The sequence below is a fragment of the Paraburkholderia sp. AV2 genome, assembly GCF_054968425.1.
The window spans coordinates 183,822-199,351 of sequence record NZ_JBANLK010000004.1 but is presented as its reverse complement, the minus strand read 5'-3'; the positions used below and the strand labels follow the sequence as shown (position 1 = coordinate 199,351).

The 15,530-nt window shown below is 67.1% G+C and carries 15 protein-coding genes; 2 read left to right on the top strand and 13 right to left on the bottom strand.

The features are described 5' to 3' along the window. Positions 1-16: 16 nt before the first annotated feature. The 8 genes from V8683_RS05035 to V8683_RS05000 form a co-directional block, all read right to left on the bottom strand. Entirely contained in the window at positions 17-1,024 is a 1,008-nt protein-coding gene (locus V8683_RS05035; RefSeq protein WP_027795884.1) for an arabinose ABC transporter substrate-binding protein, read from the bottom strand. Positions 1,025-1,187: 163 nt separating this feature from the next. Further along, entirely contained in the window at positions 1,188-1,967 is a 780-nt protein-coding gene (locus tag V8683_RS05030) for an SDR family oxidoreductase (RefSeq protein ID WP_411187144.1), read from the bottom strand. Further along, positions 1,964-2,665, bottom strand: a complete 702-nt coding sequence (locus V8683_RS05025; protein WP_411187146.1) for a 2-dehydro-3-deoxy-6-phosphogalactonate aldolase — start codon at positions 2,663-2,665, stop codon at positions 1,964-1,966. Before V8683_RS05025 ends, V8683_RS05030 begins: the two co-directional genes overlap by 4 nt. A gap of 48 nt (positions 2,666-2,713) precedes the next feature. Beyond that, positions 2,714-3,769 carry a 2-dehydro-3-deoxygalactonokinase gene (locus tag V8683_RS05020; protein WP_411190448.1) on the bottom strand — a complete coding sequence of 352 codons (1,056 nt, stop codon included), beginning with the start codon at positions 3,767-3,769 and terminating at the stop codon, positions 2,714-2,716. A 32-nt stretch (positions 3,770-3,801) separates the two neighbouring features. Beyond that, positions 3,802-4,731, bottom strand: coding sequence for an IclR family transcriptional regulator (locus V8683_RS05015; protein ID WP_411187148.1), 930 nt, complete (start codon positions 4,729-4,731; stop codon positions 3,802-3,804). A gap of 431 nt (positions 4,732-5,162) precedes the next feature. Further along, complete coding sequence (locus V8683_RS05010; RefSeq protein WP_233862175.1) at positions 5,163-5,552, bottom strand: RidA family protein; 390 nt, start codon at positions 5,550-5,552, stop codon at positions 5,163-5,165. A gap of 70 nt (positions 5,553-5,622) precedes the next feature. Beyond that, a complete protein-coding gene (locus tag V8683_RS05005) occupies positions 5,623-7,122 on the bottom strand; it encodes an N-acyl-D-amino-acid deacylase family protein (protein ID WP_411187150.1) in 1,500 nt (499 codons plus the stop codon). A gap of 30 nt (positions 7,123-7,152) precedes the next feature. After that, positions 7,153-8,100 (bottom strand): MurR/RpiR family transcriptional regulator, encoded by a 948-nt coding sequence (locus V8683_RS05000; protein ID WP_411187152.1) that lies wholly within the window; start codon positions 8,098-8,100, stop codon positions 7,153-7,155. 106 nt (positions 8,101-8,206) lie between these two features. On the opposite strand from V8683_RS05000, the gene V8683_RS04995 reads away from it, so the two are divergent. Then, positions 8,207-9,499 carry an amino acid deaminase gene (locus V8683_RS04995; protein ID WP_411187154.1) on the top strand — a complete coding sequence of 431 codons (1,293 nt, stop codon included), beginning with the start codon at positions 8,207-8,209 and terminating at the stop codon, positions 9,497-9,499. Between the two features lie 22 nt (positions 9,500-9,521). Here the strand turns inward: V8683_RS04995 and V8683_RS04990 are convergent, their stop codons facing one another. After that, positions 9,522-9,986 carry a MarR family winged helix-turn-helix transcriptional regulator gene (locus V8683_RS04990; RefSeq protein ID WP_411187156.1) on the bottom strand — a complete coding sequence of 155 codons (465 nt, stop codon included), beginning with the start codon at positions 9,984-9,986 and terminating at the stop codon, positions 9,522-9,524. Between the two features lie 29 nt (positions 9,987-10,015). Beyond that, positions 10,016-11,611 (bottom strand): MDR family MFS transporter, encoded by a 1,596-nt coding sequence (locus V8683_RS04985; protein WP_411187158.1) that lies wholly within the window; start codon positions 11,609-11,611, stop codon positions 10,016-10,018. Between the two features lie 110 nt (positions 11,612-11,721). On the opposite strand from V8683_RS04985, the gene V8683_RS04980 reads away from it, so the two are divergent. Then, positions 11,722-12,591, top strand: coding sequence for an EcsC family protein (locus tag V8683_RS04980; RefSeq protein ID WP_411187160.1), 870 nt, complete (start codon positions 11,722-11,724; stop codon positions 12,589-12,591). Here the strand turns inward: V8683_RS04980 and V8683_RS04975 are convergent. From V8683_RS04975 to V8683_RS04965, 3 genes are all read right to left on the bottom strand, one after another. Beyond that, entirely contained in the window at positions 12,561-13,526 is a 966-nt protein-coding gene (locus V8683_RS04975) for an alpha/beta hydrolase (protein WP_411187162.1), read from the bottom strand. The two genes, V8683_RS04980 and V8683_RS04975, sit on opposite strands and share 31 nt — an antisense overlap. Positions 13,527-13,581: 55 nt before the next feature. Beyond that, positions 13,582-14,016 (bottom strand): CHRD domain-containing protein, encoded by a 435-nt coding sequence (locus V8683_RS04970; protein WP_411187164.1) that lies wholly within the window; start codon positions 14,014-14,016, stop codon positions 13,582-13,584. 174 nt (positions 14,017-14,190) lie between these two features. Beyond that, complete coding sequence (locus V8683_RS04965; protein WP_411187166.1) at positions 14,191-15,312, bottom strand: porin; 1,122 nt, start codon at positions 15,310-15,312, stop codon at positions 14,191-14,193. Positions 15,313-15,530: the final 218 nt, after the last annotated feature.

Genomic DNA, 15,530 nt, shown 5'->3' with positions numbered 1-15,530 from the left:
AGCGCAGTTCACGCGCTTACTTCGCGGCGAGACCCATCTGCTCGCGCACCTGGTTCACGTTGTCGCGCGTGGCCAGCATCCCGGTCGTCAGCGTGAGCAGCGGCGGTTCCTTGCCTTGCGTGATCCATGCGTACATCAGTTCCGAAGTTTCCTCGCCGTGGCGCTTCGGGCTGATGATCACGGTGCCGTAGAAGCCGGTCGGCGCGGGCTTCTTGAACTCGTTCAACGCCGAGTCCGATCCGCCAATGCCGATGCCGATCATGTTGTCGGCCTTGAAGCCACGGCCTTCCGCAGCCCGCACGGCGCCCAGCACGGCTTCGTCGTTCAGGCCATAGGCCACCCAGTGCTTGAACTGCGGGTTCTTCGTGAGCGCGATGTTCGCGGCGTTGAAGGCGTTTTCCGTGTCGGTCTTGGCCTGCGGCGCGGCGATGATGTTCGCCTTCGGGAAGCCTGCGGCGACGAGCGCATCGGTCGCGCCGCTCGTGCGGTCATGCGCGGTCGGCAACTGCTCGTAGGTCACGTCGATCGCACCCACGTCCTTCATGTCCCAGCCGCGCTTCTTGATCTCGGCGGCAATGCCCTCGCCCACCTGCTTGCCGATGTTGTACGCGGAGATGCCCATGTGCGGCACCGACTCGATCGGCTTGCCCGACCCGTCGACCAAGCGGTCGTCCACGGTCATCATCTTGAGGTTGTCGGCCTTCGCCTTGGCCACGATGCCCGGTCCGAGCTTCACGTCAGGCGTGCAGATGATGAAGCCCTGGGCCTTCTGCGCAGCCAGGTTGTCGATCGCGCTCATCACTTTCTCGCCCGACGGCGCGCCGATCTTCACGAGCGTGAAGCCATCCTTTTTGGCGGCCATCTCGGCGAACTTCCACTCGTCCTGGAACCACGGCTCCTCGGGCTGCTTCACGAGAAAGCCGATCTTCACCTCGTCCGCCGCCTTCGCGACCGGCGCCTCTGCCAGTGTCGCGCTTGCAGCAACCGCGGCAGCCATCAGCGTCAGAAAGATGCGTCGTTGCATGTTGTCAGTCTCCTGTCTTCTTCGTTCACGGGAAGGGTCGGCCGCCTGTTCTTCTCTCCGCCGCGGCGCGCGGCCAACGCGTCGGCGGATTCCTGCGGATTCGTGCGTATTCCTGTCTATGCTTTACGGCCCGCGATTCGGTCGTCTGCTTCAGTCGTCTGCTTCAATCGTGATAAAGCGCGGTGCGCCCGCCGTCGATCGTGATGCAGGTCGCGTTGATGAACGGCGCCTCGTCCGAGGCGAGAAACACCGCCGTCATCGCCACTTCCTCCGGGCGGCCGATACGCTTCATCGGCGGCAACGCGAGCGTGGTTTCGCGCGCGGCCTTCGGGTCGGCTTGCGAGTCCCACCAGTCGCGCGTGAGCTGCGTCTCGATGTAGCCCGGCGCAATCGCATTCACGCGCACGTTCTTCGGGGCGTATTCGATGCCGAGCGCGCGCGTGAGGCCCAGCACGCCATGTTTCGCCACCGGGTACGGGAAGCAGCCCGGAATGATCTGGAACGCGTGCGTCGACGCGATGTTCACGATGCTGCCGGCGCCGCGTTCGACCATGCCCGGCAGCACGGCGCGGCAGCCGTTCCAGACGCCGTCCAGATCCACCGCGAAGCAGCGCCGCCAGTCGTCGTCGGTCATGGCGAGCGGGTCGGCGAATACGTTGATGCCGGCGTTGTTCACCAGCACGTCCACGGGGCCGAACGCCCGCACGGCCGCGTCCACTGCCGCGCGCACCGAGCCGGCTTGGGTGACGTCGGTCTGCACGGCCAGCACCTTCGCGGTGTCCTGTTGCGCGGCGATCTCGCGCGCCGTGGCTTGCGCGGTTTCGCCGTCGAGCTCCGCGAGCACGACGGCCGCGCCTTCGGCCGCGAACGCACGCGCAATTGCGGCGCCGATACCGCGCCCGGCGCCGGTCACGAGCGCGACCTTGCCAGCCAGCCGGTTCACGCCGGCGCTCCGCGGCTCGCGCGAGCGGCCGCTTCCTGCGTTGCGTGCCAGCCCGCTACGAAGGCCTCGGCGTTCGCGCGCGTCGTGGCTGCATCCTGACCCGGCTTGTACAGCGCGGAACCCAGCCCGAAGCCGCTCGCGCCCGCTGCAAGCTGCGGCCCCATGTTGTCCGGCTTCACGCCACCCACCGGCAGCAGCGGCACGACAGTCGGAATCACCGCGCGCCACGCTTTCGTCACCGCCGGTCCGAGCTGCTCGGCCGGGAACATCTTCAGCGCGTCCGCGCCGTGCTTCAGCGCGGCGAACGCCTCGGTCGGCGTCGCGACACCGGGCACGCACGCCATGCCCTGCAGCTTCGCCGCGAGCACGACGTCGACGTCGGCGTGCGGCATCACGATCAGCTCGCCGCCCGCTGCCTTCACGTCGCGCACGCGTTCGGTGGTGAGCACCGTGCCGGCGCCGATCATCGCGTCCGCGGGAAGCGCCGCGCGCAGCGCCGCGATGCTGTCGAGCGGGCTCGGCGAATTCAGCGGCACTTCGATAAGCCGGAAGCCGGCCTCGTAAAGCGCGCGGCCGTGGTCGGCGGCTTCGGCGGGCGTGATGCCGCGCACGATCGCCACCATCCGGCACGCGCCGAACGCCGTCACGAAACCGGCATGAGGCGTATAGGGAGCAGGCAGATTCAGTTCGGATTCCATATCGTGTTCCAAGGTTCGCTGTCTGGGCTCATACCACGCGGCTTGCGCTCAGCGCGGTGCGGGCTGCGCCGATTGCACCGAGTGTGCCGGTTGCGCCGATTCCGCGACCAGGCCGGCCTTCACGGCGACGTGCCACAGTCCGCGCTCGGTGGCCCGCAACACGAGACGAGCGCGCGTGCAGCCGAACTGTTCGAGTGCGAGCTTATATCGTTCGCACAACGCATCGGCGCCGATCAACTGTGGCGCACAGGCCGAAAGCGGCACGTCGCGGCGCGCCAGCGAGGCCTCCAGGCCCAGCAGTTCATGACCGATCACCACGCCCGAGAGGTAGTCGGGCTGCTCGTCGGCCGAGAGCTGCCCCGTGAGGCCGAGCGTGCGCGAGCTGAACGCCGTCGCGAGCAACCCGGCGCAGCCGTGCTCGCGCGCCACGGTGACGCCGCGCAGGAACGCCGGCGTGTCCGGCTCCGCGGGCCGCTTCATCGTGCGGCCCAGTATCGTGTGTGCCGTGAGCGCCGCGTAAACCTCGCCGGTCATGAAGGTGTAAAAGCGCGCAATGCGCCCGCCTTCGACCACCACCCACTTCGCGTGCGTGCCGGGCAGTCCGATCAGCGCAGCCTGCCCCGCATCGGTCGCCGCCGGATCGGACAAGGCGCCAAACACCTGGGTTTCTTCGCCGCGCATGACGTTCGGCAGCGCGCCTTGCTCCAGCACGCCCGGCACGACGGTCAGCAAAGTGCCGCGCGCCGTGCGAATGCTGACCACACCCGCCACGAGCGCATCGGCGCTGGCCAGTGTCTCGACGTAGGGCGCCTGCACCCAGCCCTGCGCGCTGCCCACCATGCCCGCCGCGATCACCGGCAGCGCGGGCGCCTCGGCAAGCCATACGCCGCAGGCTTCGTCGAAGGCTTCGTCGAACCCGCCCTCCTCGGCCGGCACCGGCAGATTCATGATGCCGGCCGTCGAAACGCGTGTCGCGAGCACCTCGCCGTTCGCGTCGAACAGATAGGCACGCAGCGAGGTCGTGCCCCAGTCGAGCCCGATCAACGCCGCACGCGCGGCGAGTCCGGTTTCCTGCACGCCCTGCTCCACCGTTGCTTCCCCCATCGCGCCTCCCGTTGCATCTTTTTCGCGTGCTTTCATCGGCGAATCCTGCGCGTGGCCGGCTGCGGCGCGCGCCAGCCGAGTTCCTGGGAAATCGCGCGAGCCTCGCGCTGCACGACGGGAATCAGTTCGTCCATGCGTTCGAGCGGCATGTACGGAATCGTGCTCGCCACCGAAAGCGCGGCCACGATCGCGCCCGACGCGTCGCGCACCGGCGCCGCAACGCAGCGGATGGAAATTTCGTTCTCCTCGAGATCGAATGTGTAGCCGCCTGCCGCATAGCTCGTCATGCGCCTGAGGAAAGTATCCGGATCGAGACTATGGTCGGGACGGAAGCTCACGCCGGCGAGCGTGCGGCGCGACGCGTCGAACAGCGAGCGCCACGACGTGGGATCGAGGTCGAGCATCATCGCCTTGCCAATGCCCGTGGAGGCGAGCGGCATGCGGTGGCCCACGCGCGAGCGCATTTCGAGGCCGCGCTGCCCGGGAATCTTGTCGATGTAGAGCACGTCGTCGCCGTCGCGCACGCCAAGGTGGATCGTGTCGAGCGTCTCGCCGGCCAGCGATTCCAGATGCGTGCGCGCGACCGCCGTGAGCGGCATCTGCTCGAGCGCGATGGTGCCCAGTTCGATCAGCTTCGGACCGAGCAGGTAGCCGCCCTGCACCTGGCGCAGATAGCGCGCCTGAACGAGGCTGGAAACGAGGCGATGCGTCGTGCTGCGCGTCGTGCCCAGCACCGCGCCGAACGAGCGCAGGTCGCGCACGCCGGCCGCGGCGGCTTCGAGGATCGCGAGGCCGCGCAGCAGCGTCTGCGTGCCGGCCTGCGAGGCGCCGTCGAGCAGCGTGGCGGGCAGGCCGATCTCGTCGGAGCCAACGCGGATCTTCCGGGCGGCGGGCTTGCTGTCGGCGACTTCGTCCGCGTCATCGGGCAGACGCGCGGCAAGGGAGGACATCGCTTTGGTCATGGCGGGGCGACGAATGAGCGGTGGGAGCGGATCCGGAACGGTATGCGACGCGGCTTCAGGCGCCGCGGCGCCCGCGAGACGGGAGGCAGCGGCGCGGGAAGGCGCCCCGGTAGGACGTGAGCGGCAGAGCGCCCAACGCTTGCACGATCATGACGATGTCTCCGAATCTTGTATGGCTTGCCGCTCGCGGCCCGCTCATTCTGGTCTGGGTTCCGGGCGGCGGCGCCGTTTGCGGCGCTGCCTGCCGGTTGGTCTGGATTGTAGGTCTGTTTTTTCCCGATCTCCAATATGTGAATGTACTGCTCATATATTGGGAATCAATCCGAAAACGGGTCCTGCGTGCCGGAACGGGCGAAAAAAAAGCGGCCCTCGTTGTCCGAGGGCCGCCTTCAGGCATGCCGTCTTGCGAGCCCCGGTGCGGGGCCTGCGGCTCACTTGCCGGCCGGAGCCTTGTACGCCACGCAGTCGATCTCGACCTTGCAGTCCACCACCATGCTCGACTGCACGCAGGCGCGCGCCGGCGGATGCTCGCCGAAATATTCGCGAAAGACCTTGTTGAACGACTGGAAATCGCGCGCGTCGTCGAGCCAGACGCCGCAACGCACCACGTGCTCCGCGCCGTAGCCCGCTTCCTTCAGGATGGCGAACAGATTCTGGATGGCCTTGTGCGATTGCTCGACAATGCCGCCGTTGATCACCTCGCCGCCTTCCATCGGCGTCTGGCCGGACACGTACAGCCAGCCGTCGGCTTCCACGGCACGCGCGAACGGCAAATGCTGGCCGCCCTGGCCCTTGCCGCCTTCCGCTCCAATTCGTTTCATCGTTTGCTCCTTGTAGATCGTTCGGCACGCCGCACCCGCGCCGCGCCGCGCCGGGGTCGAAATTCGTGACTCAGAATGCCGCGGGTTCGGCTTGCGCCGCTTGCGTATCGCCCGTCTGGCGCGGGCCGCGCGCGACGAAATGGCCTGCCCGCGTTCCGGTCGGCGTGCCGTCGCGATACGACAGCACGCCGTTCACCCATACCGCGTTGATGCCCTGCGCCACCTGCTGCGGCTTTTCGAACGTCGCGGTATCGCGCACCGTCTCCGGATCGAACAGCACGAGGTCGCCGTGCCAGCCCACGTGGACTTCGCCGCGCTTGTCCAGCCCGAAGCGGCGCGCCGAAAGGCTCGTCATCTTGCGCACCGCTTCTTCGAGCGGAATCAGCGCAGCATCGCGCGCGTAGTGCCCAAGCACGCGCGGGAAGGCCCCCCACAGCCGGGGATGCGGCAGCGGATCGTTCGGCAGGCCGTCCGACCCCACCATCGTCGCCGGGTGCGAGAGGATGCGGCGCACGTCGTCCTCGGACATGTTGTGATACACCGCGCCCGCGGGCTGCAGGCGCTTCGCGGCCTCCTGCTGCGAGACGCCCCATGCGGCGGCGATGTCCTTGATGAGCTTGCCCGCCTGCTCGGGGTGCGGCGTGGACCAGGTGATCGTGATGTCGATGTCGCCCGTCACCTGCCGGAGGTCGAGCGTGGACGAACTGCGGCTGTACGGATAGCAGTCGCAGCCCACCGGCTGGTATTTGCGCGCGCCCTCCAGCGACGCCAGCACCTCGCTGCTGCGCCCCCAGTTCGACGGCCCCGCGCACTTCAGGTGCGAGATGATCACCGGCACGCGCGCGTGGCGGCCGATGTGATACGCCTCGTTCATGGCGTCGAGAATCGCGTCGAACTCCGTGCGCATGTGCGTCGTGTAAAGCGCGCCCGCCGCGGCGAGCGGCTCGGCCAGCGTGGCCACTTCCTCGGTCGAGGCCTCGTACGCGGAGCCGTAGGCAAGCCCCGTCGAAAGCCCCAGTGCGCCGTGCGCGAGCGCGTCTTCGAGTTGCGCGCGCATGGCGGCGATCTCGCTCGCCGTGGCGGCGCGCTTGAGGTCGTCCATGTGATTGTTGCGCAGCGCCGTATGGCCGATCAGCGCGCCGACGTTCACGGCCGGCCGCGCCGCGTTGACCGCGTCGACATACGCGGAGAACGTGGGATAGTGAAACGCGTCGCGCTCGCCCAGCAGATTCATCGGGTCGGGCGGATCGCCGCTGAGCGTGACCGGCGAGGCGCTGATCCCGCAATTGCCGACGATCACCGTCGTCACGCCCTGGCTGATCTTCGGCAGCATCTGCGGGGAGCGGATCACGTGCGTGTCGTCGTGCGTATGGACGTCGATGAAGCCCGGCGCGAGCGCGCGCCCGTTGGCCTCCACCACCTCTTCGGCCAGCCAGTTCGAGAGATTGCCGATCGCCGCGATGCGGCCCTCGCGCAACGCCACGTCGCGCTCGACGGGCGGCGCGCCGGTGCCGTCGTAGAGCATGGCGCCGACGATCAGCGTGTCGGCGGCTTCCGGGTGCGAATGCATAGCGGTTTCCCTCTCCTGTCGTCCTGTCTGTCAATCACCGAGCGGCTGGCGCTCGCCGCCGCCGCGATGCGCGTCGAGCGTGTGCTTCATGCGGCGCAGCAGCTCGCGGGTTTCCTCGGGCTGCGCGAGCGCGAGTTCGGTCACGAGCACGTCGAGCGCCATCATCATCGCGTAGCGCGATGACGACGGTTTGTAGATGAAATCGGTCTCGCTCGCGACGATCGGCACGAGGCAGTCGGCGAGCGCGGCGAGCGGCGAGGCGGGCGCCGTGAGCGCGATCACCGTCGCGCCGTAGTCGCGCGCGACGCGGCAACTGTCGAGCAGTTCGGGCACGCGCCCCGTCACGGAAAGCGCGACGACCGCGCACTCGGGCGACATCGTGCTGGCCACCATGCGCTGCAGCAGGCTGTCCTGATACGACGCGACGGGACGGCCAAGACGCACGAGGCGAAAGCGCATTTCGTCGGCGAGCGCGGTCGAGCCCCCGCCCATGCCGAATACGTAGATCATGCGCGCGGCACGCAGCGCAGCGGCCGCCTGGGCAAACGGCGCCTCGCGCAGCAGTTCGTGATTGCGCGCGAGCGCCGCGTGAATTTCGTCGTAGACGCGCGTGGCGAGCGACTCCGGCGCTACGCCCTTGCTGCGCCGCCCTGTGCCCTTCGCGCCGGCGCCTTCGGCGGCGCCCGCGTACCCCGCGGCCGCCCCGCGCAGAAAACGCTCGCCCACCGCCGCGGCCTGCGCGAGCCGCAGCTTCAGCTCGCGCACGTCCGCGCAACCTACCGCCTTGGCAAAGCGCGTGACCGAGGCGATGCTCACGCCAGCGCGCTGCGCGAGCTCGCCGATGCTCGCGCGCGCGGCGCTCGCCAGGTCGTCGAGAATGAGCGCGGCGACTTCGCGTTCGGCCGGTCGCAGCTCGGGCACGCGCCCTGCAATGCGCGTCACGATATCGAAACGGCCGGATTCGGTAGCGGAATTCATCGGACAGACGCTGTTAATAAATAACATTCACGCGGAGATGGTACTTTGTGTACCATCTCAAGGTCAATGCCAACCGTCTGCCAGCAGTGAAATGGAGCGAATGGAAATGAAAGTTACAAACTATCAGGGCGCGACGATCGACCCGCAGAGCAAGGGTCTCGGCAACGTGCCGGGCACGAGCATTCAGCTCGTCGACGCCGCGCGCCTCGAATGGAATCTGCTGGACGAGGACGTGAGCCTGCCCGCCGCGGTGCTCTATGCGGACCGCGTCGAGCACAACCTGAAGTGGATGCAGGATTTCGTCACGCGCTACGGCGTGAAGCTCGCGCCGCACGGTAAAACGACGATGGCGCCGCAGCTCTTTCGCCGCCAGATCGAGACCGGCGCGTGGGGCATCACGCTCGCCACGGCGCACCAGACGCGCGCCGCGTATCGCGGCGGCATTTCGCGCGTGCTGATGGCGAACCAGTTGGTCGGCCGCCACAACATGACGATGATCGCCGAACTGTTGACCGATCCCGATTTCGAATTCTTCTGCCTCGTCGATTCGGTGCAGGGCGTCGAGCAACTGGGCGAATTCTTCCGTTCGGCGCGCCGCACGCTGCAGGTGCTGCTGGAGCTCGGCGTGCCGCGCGGCCGCACGGGCGTGCGCGACACCGATACGCGCCGCGCGGTGGTCGAGGCGATCGGGCGCTATCCCGATTCGCTCAAGCTCGCGGGCGTCGAAATTTACGAGGGCATCCTCAAGGAAGAGAGCGAGGTGCGCACGTTCCTGCGCGACGCCATCAACGTGACGAAAGAGCTGGCCGCGCAGGGCCGCTTCGCGCGCACGCCCGCGCTGCTCTCGGGCGCGGGCTCGGCCTGGTACGACGTGGTGGCGGAGGAATTCGCGCCGGCGTCAGAGGCCGGCGTGATCGACGTCGTGCTGCGGCCCGGCTGCTATGTGACGCACGACGTGGGCGTCTACAAGCAGGCGCAATCGCAGATCCTCACGCGCAATCCGGTGGCGCGCCAGATGGGCGAGGCGCTGCTGCCCGCGCTGCAGCTCTGGGCCTACGTGCAGTCGATTCCGGAGCCGGGGCGCGCGATCATCGGCTTCGGCAAGCGCGACGCGGCGTTCGATGCGGGCTTTCCCGAGCCGTCGCGCCACTACCGCCCTTCGCGCGACCGCGCGAAGGGCGCGCCGCCGCGCGACATCGCGGCGAGCGAGGGCTGGGAAGTGTTCCAGATGATGGATCAGCACGCCTACCTGCAGATTCCGGCCGGCGCCGATATCGAGGTGGGCGACATGATCGCCTTCGACATCTCGCACCCGTGCCTCACGTTCGACAAGTGGCGCCAGGTGCTGCTGGTCGATCCGTCGTATCGCGTGACGGAAGTGATCGAGACGTTCTTCTGAGCTCAGGCGAGCCCGCATGGGCTCAAGCGCCGCTGCTCTCTTCGGCTGCGGCCGGCTGCGCGACGCAGGCCTCGCCGATGCGCGCCTCCATCATGCGCAGCGCGCCCGAGAGCGCGGCGAGCGCGTCGTCGGGCATGGACATCGTCAGGTTCAGAAACGCGTTGCGGCGCGGCAGGCTCGCCTCCGTGGCCGTGCGGCCCGCTTCGGTGAGCTTGACGTTCGTGATGCGGTTATCGCGCGGGTCGGCGCTGCGCTCGATCCAGTCCAGCGACTCCAGCGCCTTCAACTGCCGCGTGAGCGCGCCCGGGTCCACGCGCAGGCGCTCGACCAGACGCTTTTGCGACGACTCGCCGTTCTGTTCGTAGAGCGCCAGCAGAATGCGCCAGCGCGGCAGCGGATGGCCCACCTGGGCCTCGAACGCCGCCATGAACGCGCGATAAGTCCGTCCGAACTGCTGGACGATGGCAATGCGATCGTGTGTATCCATGTCGTGTTTCGAATGAAAGCCAGGCCGTGTCAGTCCGCATGGACGACGGGTTCGACCTTGCGGTGCAGCTTGATGGGCGGCACGCGGCGAGTTTGCCAGATCGACACCACCGCAATCGCCGCCGCCATGGCAATGCCCAGATGAATGGCGCCGACCAGCGCCTCGCGGGCGGCCTCCAGCAGCGCCGCCCCGTTGTGCCCCGCGTGCGCGAGGTCGCCTAGCAGCGTGGCCTGCGCGTCGCGGTTGATGAGGATCTGCGGATCGCCCAGTTGCGGCAGCCAGTACGTTGCGTGATCGGCGTCGAGCGCGTTGCGCACGCCGCTCGCATAGAGATGCGTGACGAGGGTTCCGGTCAGCGCCGTGCCGATCATCCCGCCTATCATCCGCAGCGACTGCAGCAGCGCCGTGGCAATGCCCAGGTGTTCGCGGCCCGCCGTCTGCTGCGCGAACACGGTGAGATTGGGCATCACGAAACCCAGCCCGAGACCGCCGACGATCATGAGCGTCATCAGGAGCGAGCGCGGCGTGCCGCGCGTGGCGACGACCACGGCCAGGCAGGCCGCCGCAATCATCGCGAAGCCGATGTAGAGCATGAGATTCGGATTGCGGATGCGTGACACGATGCGCCCGTTCGCGATGCTGCCGATCGTGATGAACACGACGAGCGGCGTGATGACGACCCCCGCTTCCTTCGGCGACATGCCGAAGCCGCCCTGGAACAGCAACGGCGCGTAGAAGAGCAGCGAGAACATCGTGAAGCCGCCGAGCACCGCCAGCGTGAAGAGCGCATTGAGGCTCGGATTGCGGAACATGTCCACGGGCAGAATGGCCTGCGGGCAGCGCAGCTCCCAGCGCCACAGTGCCCAGGCGGCCCCGACCGCCACGACGAGGAGCGCCACGGAGAAAACCCCCACGCCATGCTTCGGCAGCATTTCGACGAAGAGCTGGAGGCTGCCGAGCGCGATCGCAATGAGGAGCGCGCCGGGCCAGTCGAGCCGCATGCGCGCCTCGTGCGCCACCTGGCGCAGATGCGGCAGATAGCGCCAGACGAAGAAGAGCGAAATGAGCCCCACCGGCAGATTCACGTAAAAGACGGAACGCCAGCCGTAGTACTGCGTCAGAAACCCGCCGAGCGACGGGCCAACGGCGTTGGCAATGCCGAATGCGGAGCTCATGAGCACCTGCCAGCGCAACCTCACGACCGAATCGGGAAAGAGATCGGGAATGCAGGCGAAGGCGGTCCCGACCAGCATGCCGCCGCCGATGCCCTGCAGGCCGCGCGCGAGGACGAGGAACAACATGCTGTTGGCCGCGCCGCAAAGCACGGAGGCGCCGGTGAAAACGACGATGGAAGCGATCACGAACGGCTTGCGCCCGTAATAATCGCCGAGCCGCCCGAAAATGGGGACGGTGATGACCGAGGTCAGCAGATAGGACGTGGCCACCCACGCGTAAAGCTCGAATCCGCGCAGTTCGGCGACGATGGTCGGCAATGCGGTGCCGACGACGGTCTGATCGAGCGCGACCAGCATGGTCACGAAGGAAACGCCGAGCATCGCGAGCAGCGACTCCCGGAACGGCAGTACCTGCCCGCTTGAGTGGTGGGCCGCGGTATGAACAGCCATTTTTTGATCCCGCAACGGTTGACGCGTCAAATATTGCCCATCATAGCACGGTGCAATCCTCTACACTGGGCGAACGCCGCCAAGGCCATGCAATTCTCACCGGGAGATTTATGGGACCACAGTCCGATACCACCGCCAGCCTCGCGGGCCTCGCCGGGACGCTGTCCGACGCCGATCTGGCGGTGCTGCGCCGTGCGAAACATCAGCTCGAAAGTCCGCCCCTCGGCATGAAGCTCGCGGCCATCGTCGGCGCGCCGATCGAAAAGATGATCGCGCGGTTGCCGACGCTCGCCAGCGACAAAGTCAACGAAGCGACCCAGGCCGCGCTGCGCAAATGCCTGCAAATCGCGCTCAAGACGCTCGGCAAAGGGGGCAATGGCCTGTCCGGCGAACCCGGCGCGCTGGCCGCGAAGCCAAGCAACCTGCTGCACAAGTTCGCCGTCGCCACCACCGGCGCGGCCGGCGGCGCGTTCGGACTGTTCGCGCTGCCGGTGGAGTTGCCCGTGACGACCACGCTGATGTTCCGCTCGATCTGCGACATCGCGCGCAGCGAGGGCGAGGACCTCGCCAACCCCGACACGCAGTTGCAATGCCTGACGGTATTCGGTATGGGCGGCCGTTCGGCGGCCGACGACGAAGCCGATTTCGGCTATTTCGTCGTGCGCGGCGCGCTGGCGCAGGCGGTGTCGAAGGCGTCGTCGGAGATGGCGACGAAGGGCTTCGCCGCGCATGGCTCGACGGCATTGCTCAAGCTCATGCAGACCATCGCAACGCGCTTCTCCGTACAGGTCAGCGAGCAGGTCGCCGCCAAGTCGATTCCGGCGATTGGCGCCGTGCTGGGCGCGATGGTCAACACGGTATTCATCGATCATTTCCAGCACGTCGCCCACGGCCACTTCGCCATCCGGCGGCTCGAACGGCGCTATGGCGAAGCCGCCGTGCAGGCTGCCTACGACGCGACCGAAGTCTCGCTCGACTGAGGCCCGCGCGGGCTGGCAGTATCCGTGCCCGTGACGCGGCGCACGAAGCGCGCGGTGTCGTCGAGCGCACGGCGCGCCTCCGGCATGAACGGCGCGTAGATAGGCCAGACATGCGGCTGGTCGCGGGCGACCTCGCACTCCACTGCAACGCCGGCGGCCCGCGCACGGTCGGCTACGCGCAGCGTATCGTCGAGCAGCGTTTCCGTGCTGCCCACCCGCAGGAAGAGCGGCGGCAGGCCGCGCAGGTTGGCATAGACCGGCGACGCATAAGGATGCGTCGCGCTCGTCGTTCCAAGATAGAGCGGCGCGACGCGCGCGAACACGTTGCCGCAGAACATCGGATCGCGTCCGTCGTTGCCGAGAAAGGACGCACCCGTCGTTGCCAGGTCGGTCCACGGCGAATAGAGCACGGCGCCGGCAGGCAAAGGATCGCCGGCATCGCGCAGCGCAATGAGCGTCGCGAGCGCGAGCCCGCCGCCTGCCGAATCCCCCGCGATCACGATCGATGCCGCCGGGCGTCCCGCCGCCAGCAACTGGCGATAAGCGGCCAGCGCATCGTCGACGGCAGCGGGAAAAGGATGTTCGGGAGCGAGGCGATAGTCCAGCGAGAACACGTCGGCTTCGGCGCGCGGCGCGAGGCCGAAGGTAATCGAGCGATGCGTTTGCGGTGAGCAGAAGTAGTAACCGCCACCATGCAGATAGAGGATCGTGCGCGCCTCGCGGCGCTCGCCTGCCTCGTGCACGAGCCACTCGCCACGCAAAGGCGCATCGCCGGCGGCGTACTGCTCGCGCAACTGAAAACCGGGGGGCGGCCGTGGCGACCATAGCCGCTTCGCGGTGTTCGCTCGCACGCGAGCGACGTCGATCGGCTCGCGCGTGGCGGGCAGGAAGTGGCGCCGCAGGTACCAGCACACCAGCCTGCTCTGCCAGCTCATCAATCGGCCTCCACGGGCAGCGCCGCCTCGATGCAGGCGCGCGCCGTCGATTCGGTCAATTCGACGGCAACACCTGGCCGCGAATCTCCCCGGACGGATTCTGCTCCGTATGGATATTGAAGTACCACTGGCCCGCCATGAGATCGGCAGCCTGCTTGTCGTCCAGATTCGCCGATCCCTTCATCGGGCTTGCCAGATCGGACTTCGCGATCGGCACCTGCACCTTCGCGTTCTGACCGACAGGCGCCGGGCCATGGAAGTGAGCGGCCGTCACGGGACCCGACAGGTCGGCGTAAGTCACCGTCCATTTCAGTTGCTTCGACGACGTGTCGAACGTGGCGTCGAGCTCGCCATGGCCGTGGCTCACGCGCGGCGGAACTTCGCTGGACGGCTGGAGATTGGCCTTGAGGGCGACGGTGTCGGCAAAGGCAGCGCTCGAGGCAAGGACACACAGGGCGAAAGCGAACTGCAGCGGACGAAGTGCAAGCATGGGAGTTCTCCGTTGTCATGGTACGTCGCGTCGACCATCCGAAGCGGCGCCCCCACATGCTAGAGCAAATTTTGTGACAATGTCGGTTGCCGCCTCGCCAAGGAAAAGCGTGAGAGCGAAAAAAAGCGCCGCAAGCGGCGCTCTTCCATGCTACGACGTGTGTCCCGGATCGCGTTAGAAGCGATGACGGATACCCGTGGTAACGATGCCCTGGTTCTTGCTCGACGAGAAGTTGCTGTCGCTCTGGTAGCCAACCTGCGTGATGCCCACCGCGTTCTGGCCGGCGCCCCACATGCCGACGCCTTCGAGATAGACGTCGGTGCGTTTCGAGAGCGCGTAGTCGGCTTGCAGCGCGAACTGATGCCAGTGCGCCGAATTGCTGCCGTTCGCGTCGAGCATCGAGCCGTTCGCGTTCGTGTACGTGTACATCGCGCCGATGCCGAGGACCGGCGTCAGGTTGTAGTGGAGATTGCCTTCGAGGTTGTTGAAGCGCACCGAGCCGCCGGCCGCGCCGTCGAGACGCGACTGCGTGAACACGACGCCACCGATCATCGGACCGTAGGCATAGCTTGCACCCAAGCCCCAATTGCGTTGCAGGTCGCTCCCGCCCATTGCTGCACCGAACGTGCTGGCGAGGGGCGAGCCCTGCACCGAGCCGCCGGCGTTCCCGTCCACGCCGTTGATCTGCGTGTAGGCCGCACCGAGGCGCAGGCCAGCGTACTCGTAGCTCATACCGGCGCTGTACGCGCGGTTGCTCGCGAAACCGCCGGCCTGGTTCGAGAACGAATAGAGACCGCCGAACTGGAAGCCGGAGAGATTCGGGCTCGCGTACTTGATCGAATTGTTGAGCGAGAACGTGCCGTTGAAGTCGTCGTTATCGAGCAGGTGAGCCGTATAGGTGCCACCCCAACTGCCGACGGCCGTCATCGGGCCAACGTAGTCGATCATCGAGTCGAACTGGCGACCGAGCGTGAGCGTACCGGAGTCCTTCTGCGTCAGGCCGACGAACGACTGACGATTGAACAGCCCGCCGTTCTGCTGGCCGTTCATGACGTCGAAACCGCTTTCGAGCGTGAAGACCGCCTTCAGGCCGCCGCCAAGATCTTCGGCACCGCTCAGCCCCCAACGGGTGGCCTGAAGGTTGCCGCTCGTTGCCGCGAAATTGTTGTGACCGTTGACGTTGGTCGTATAGGTCATGCCGGCATCGACGATGCCGTACAGCGTCACGCTGCTTTGTGCATACGACGCCGACGCGAATGCTGCGGCTACGGCCGCGAAAACCAGTTTCTTCTTCATATGCTTCCTTTAATGCTGAGCCCTTGGGCAAAACTGGATGTCGGCACCGGCGTTCGTGCCGGCATTGCCTCATCCCTGCCGCGCCAGGACGGCGCTACCTTGATTTGCATCCCGAAGTTTAGGGGGATGCCTCCCTCGCCAGGCGTTGCGCATAGAGGCAAAAGCGTTTTTGAATAAATCAAATGCCCTGCAGCCAATCCGTGACTCGCTTGGCGCAT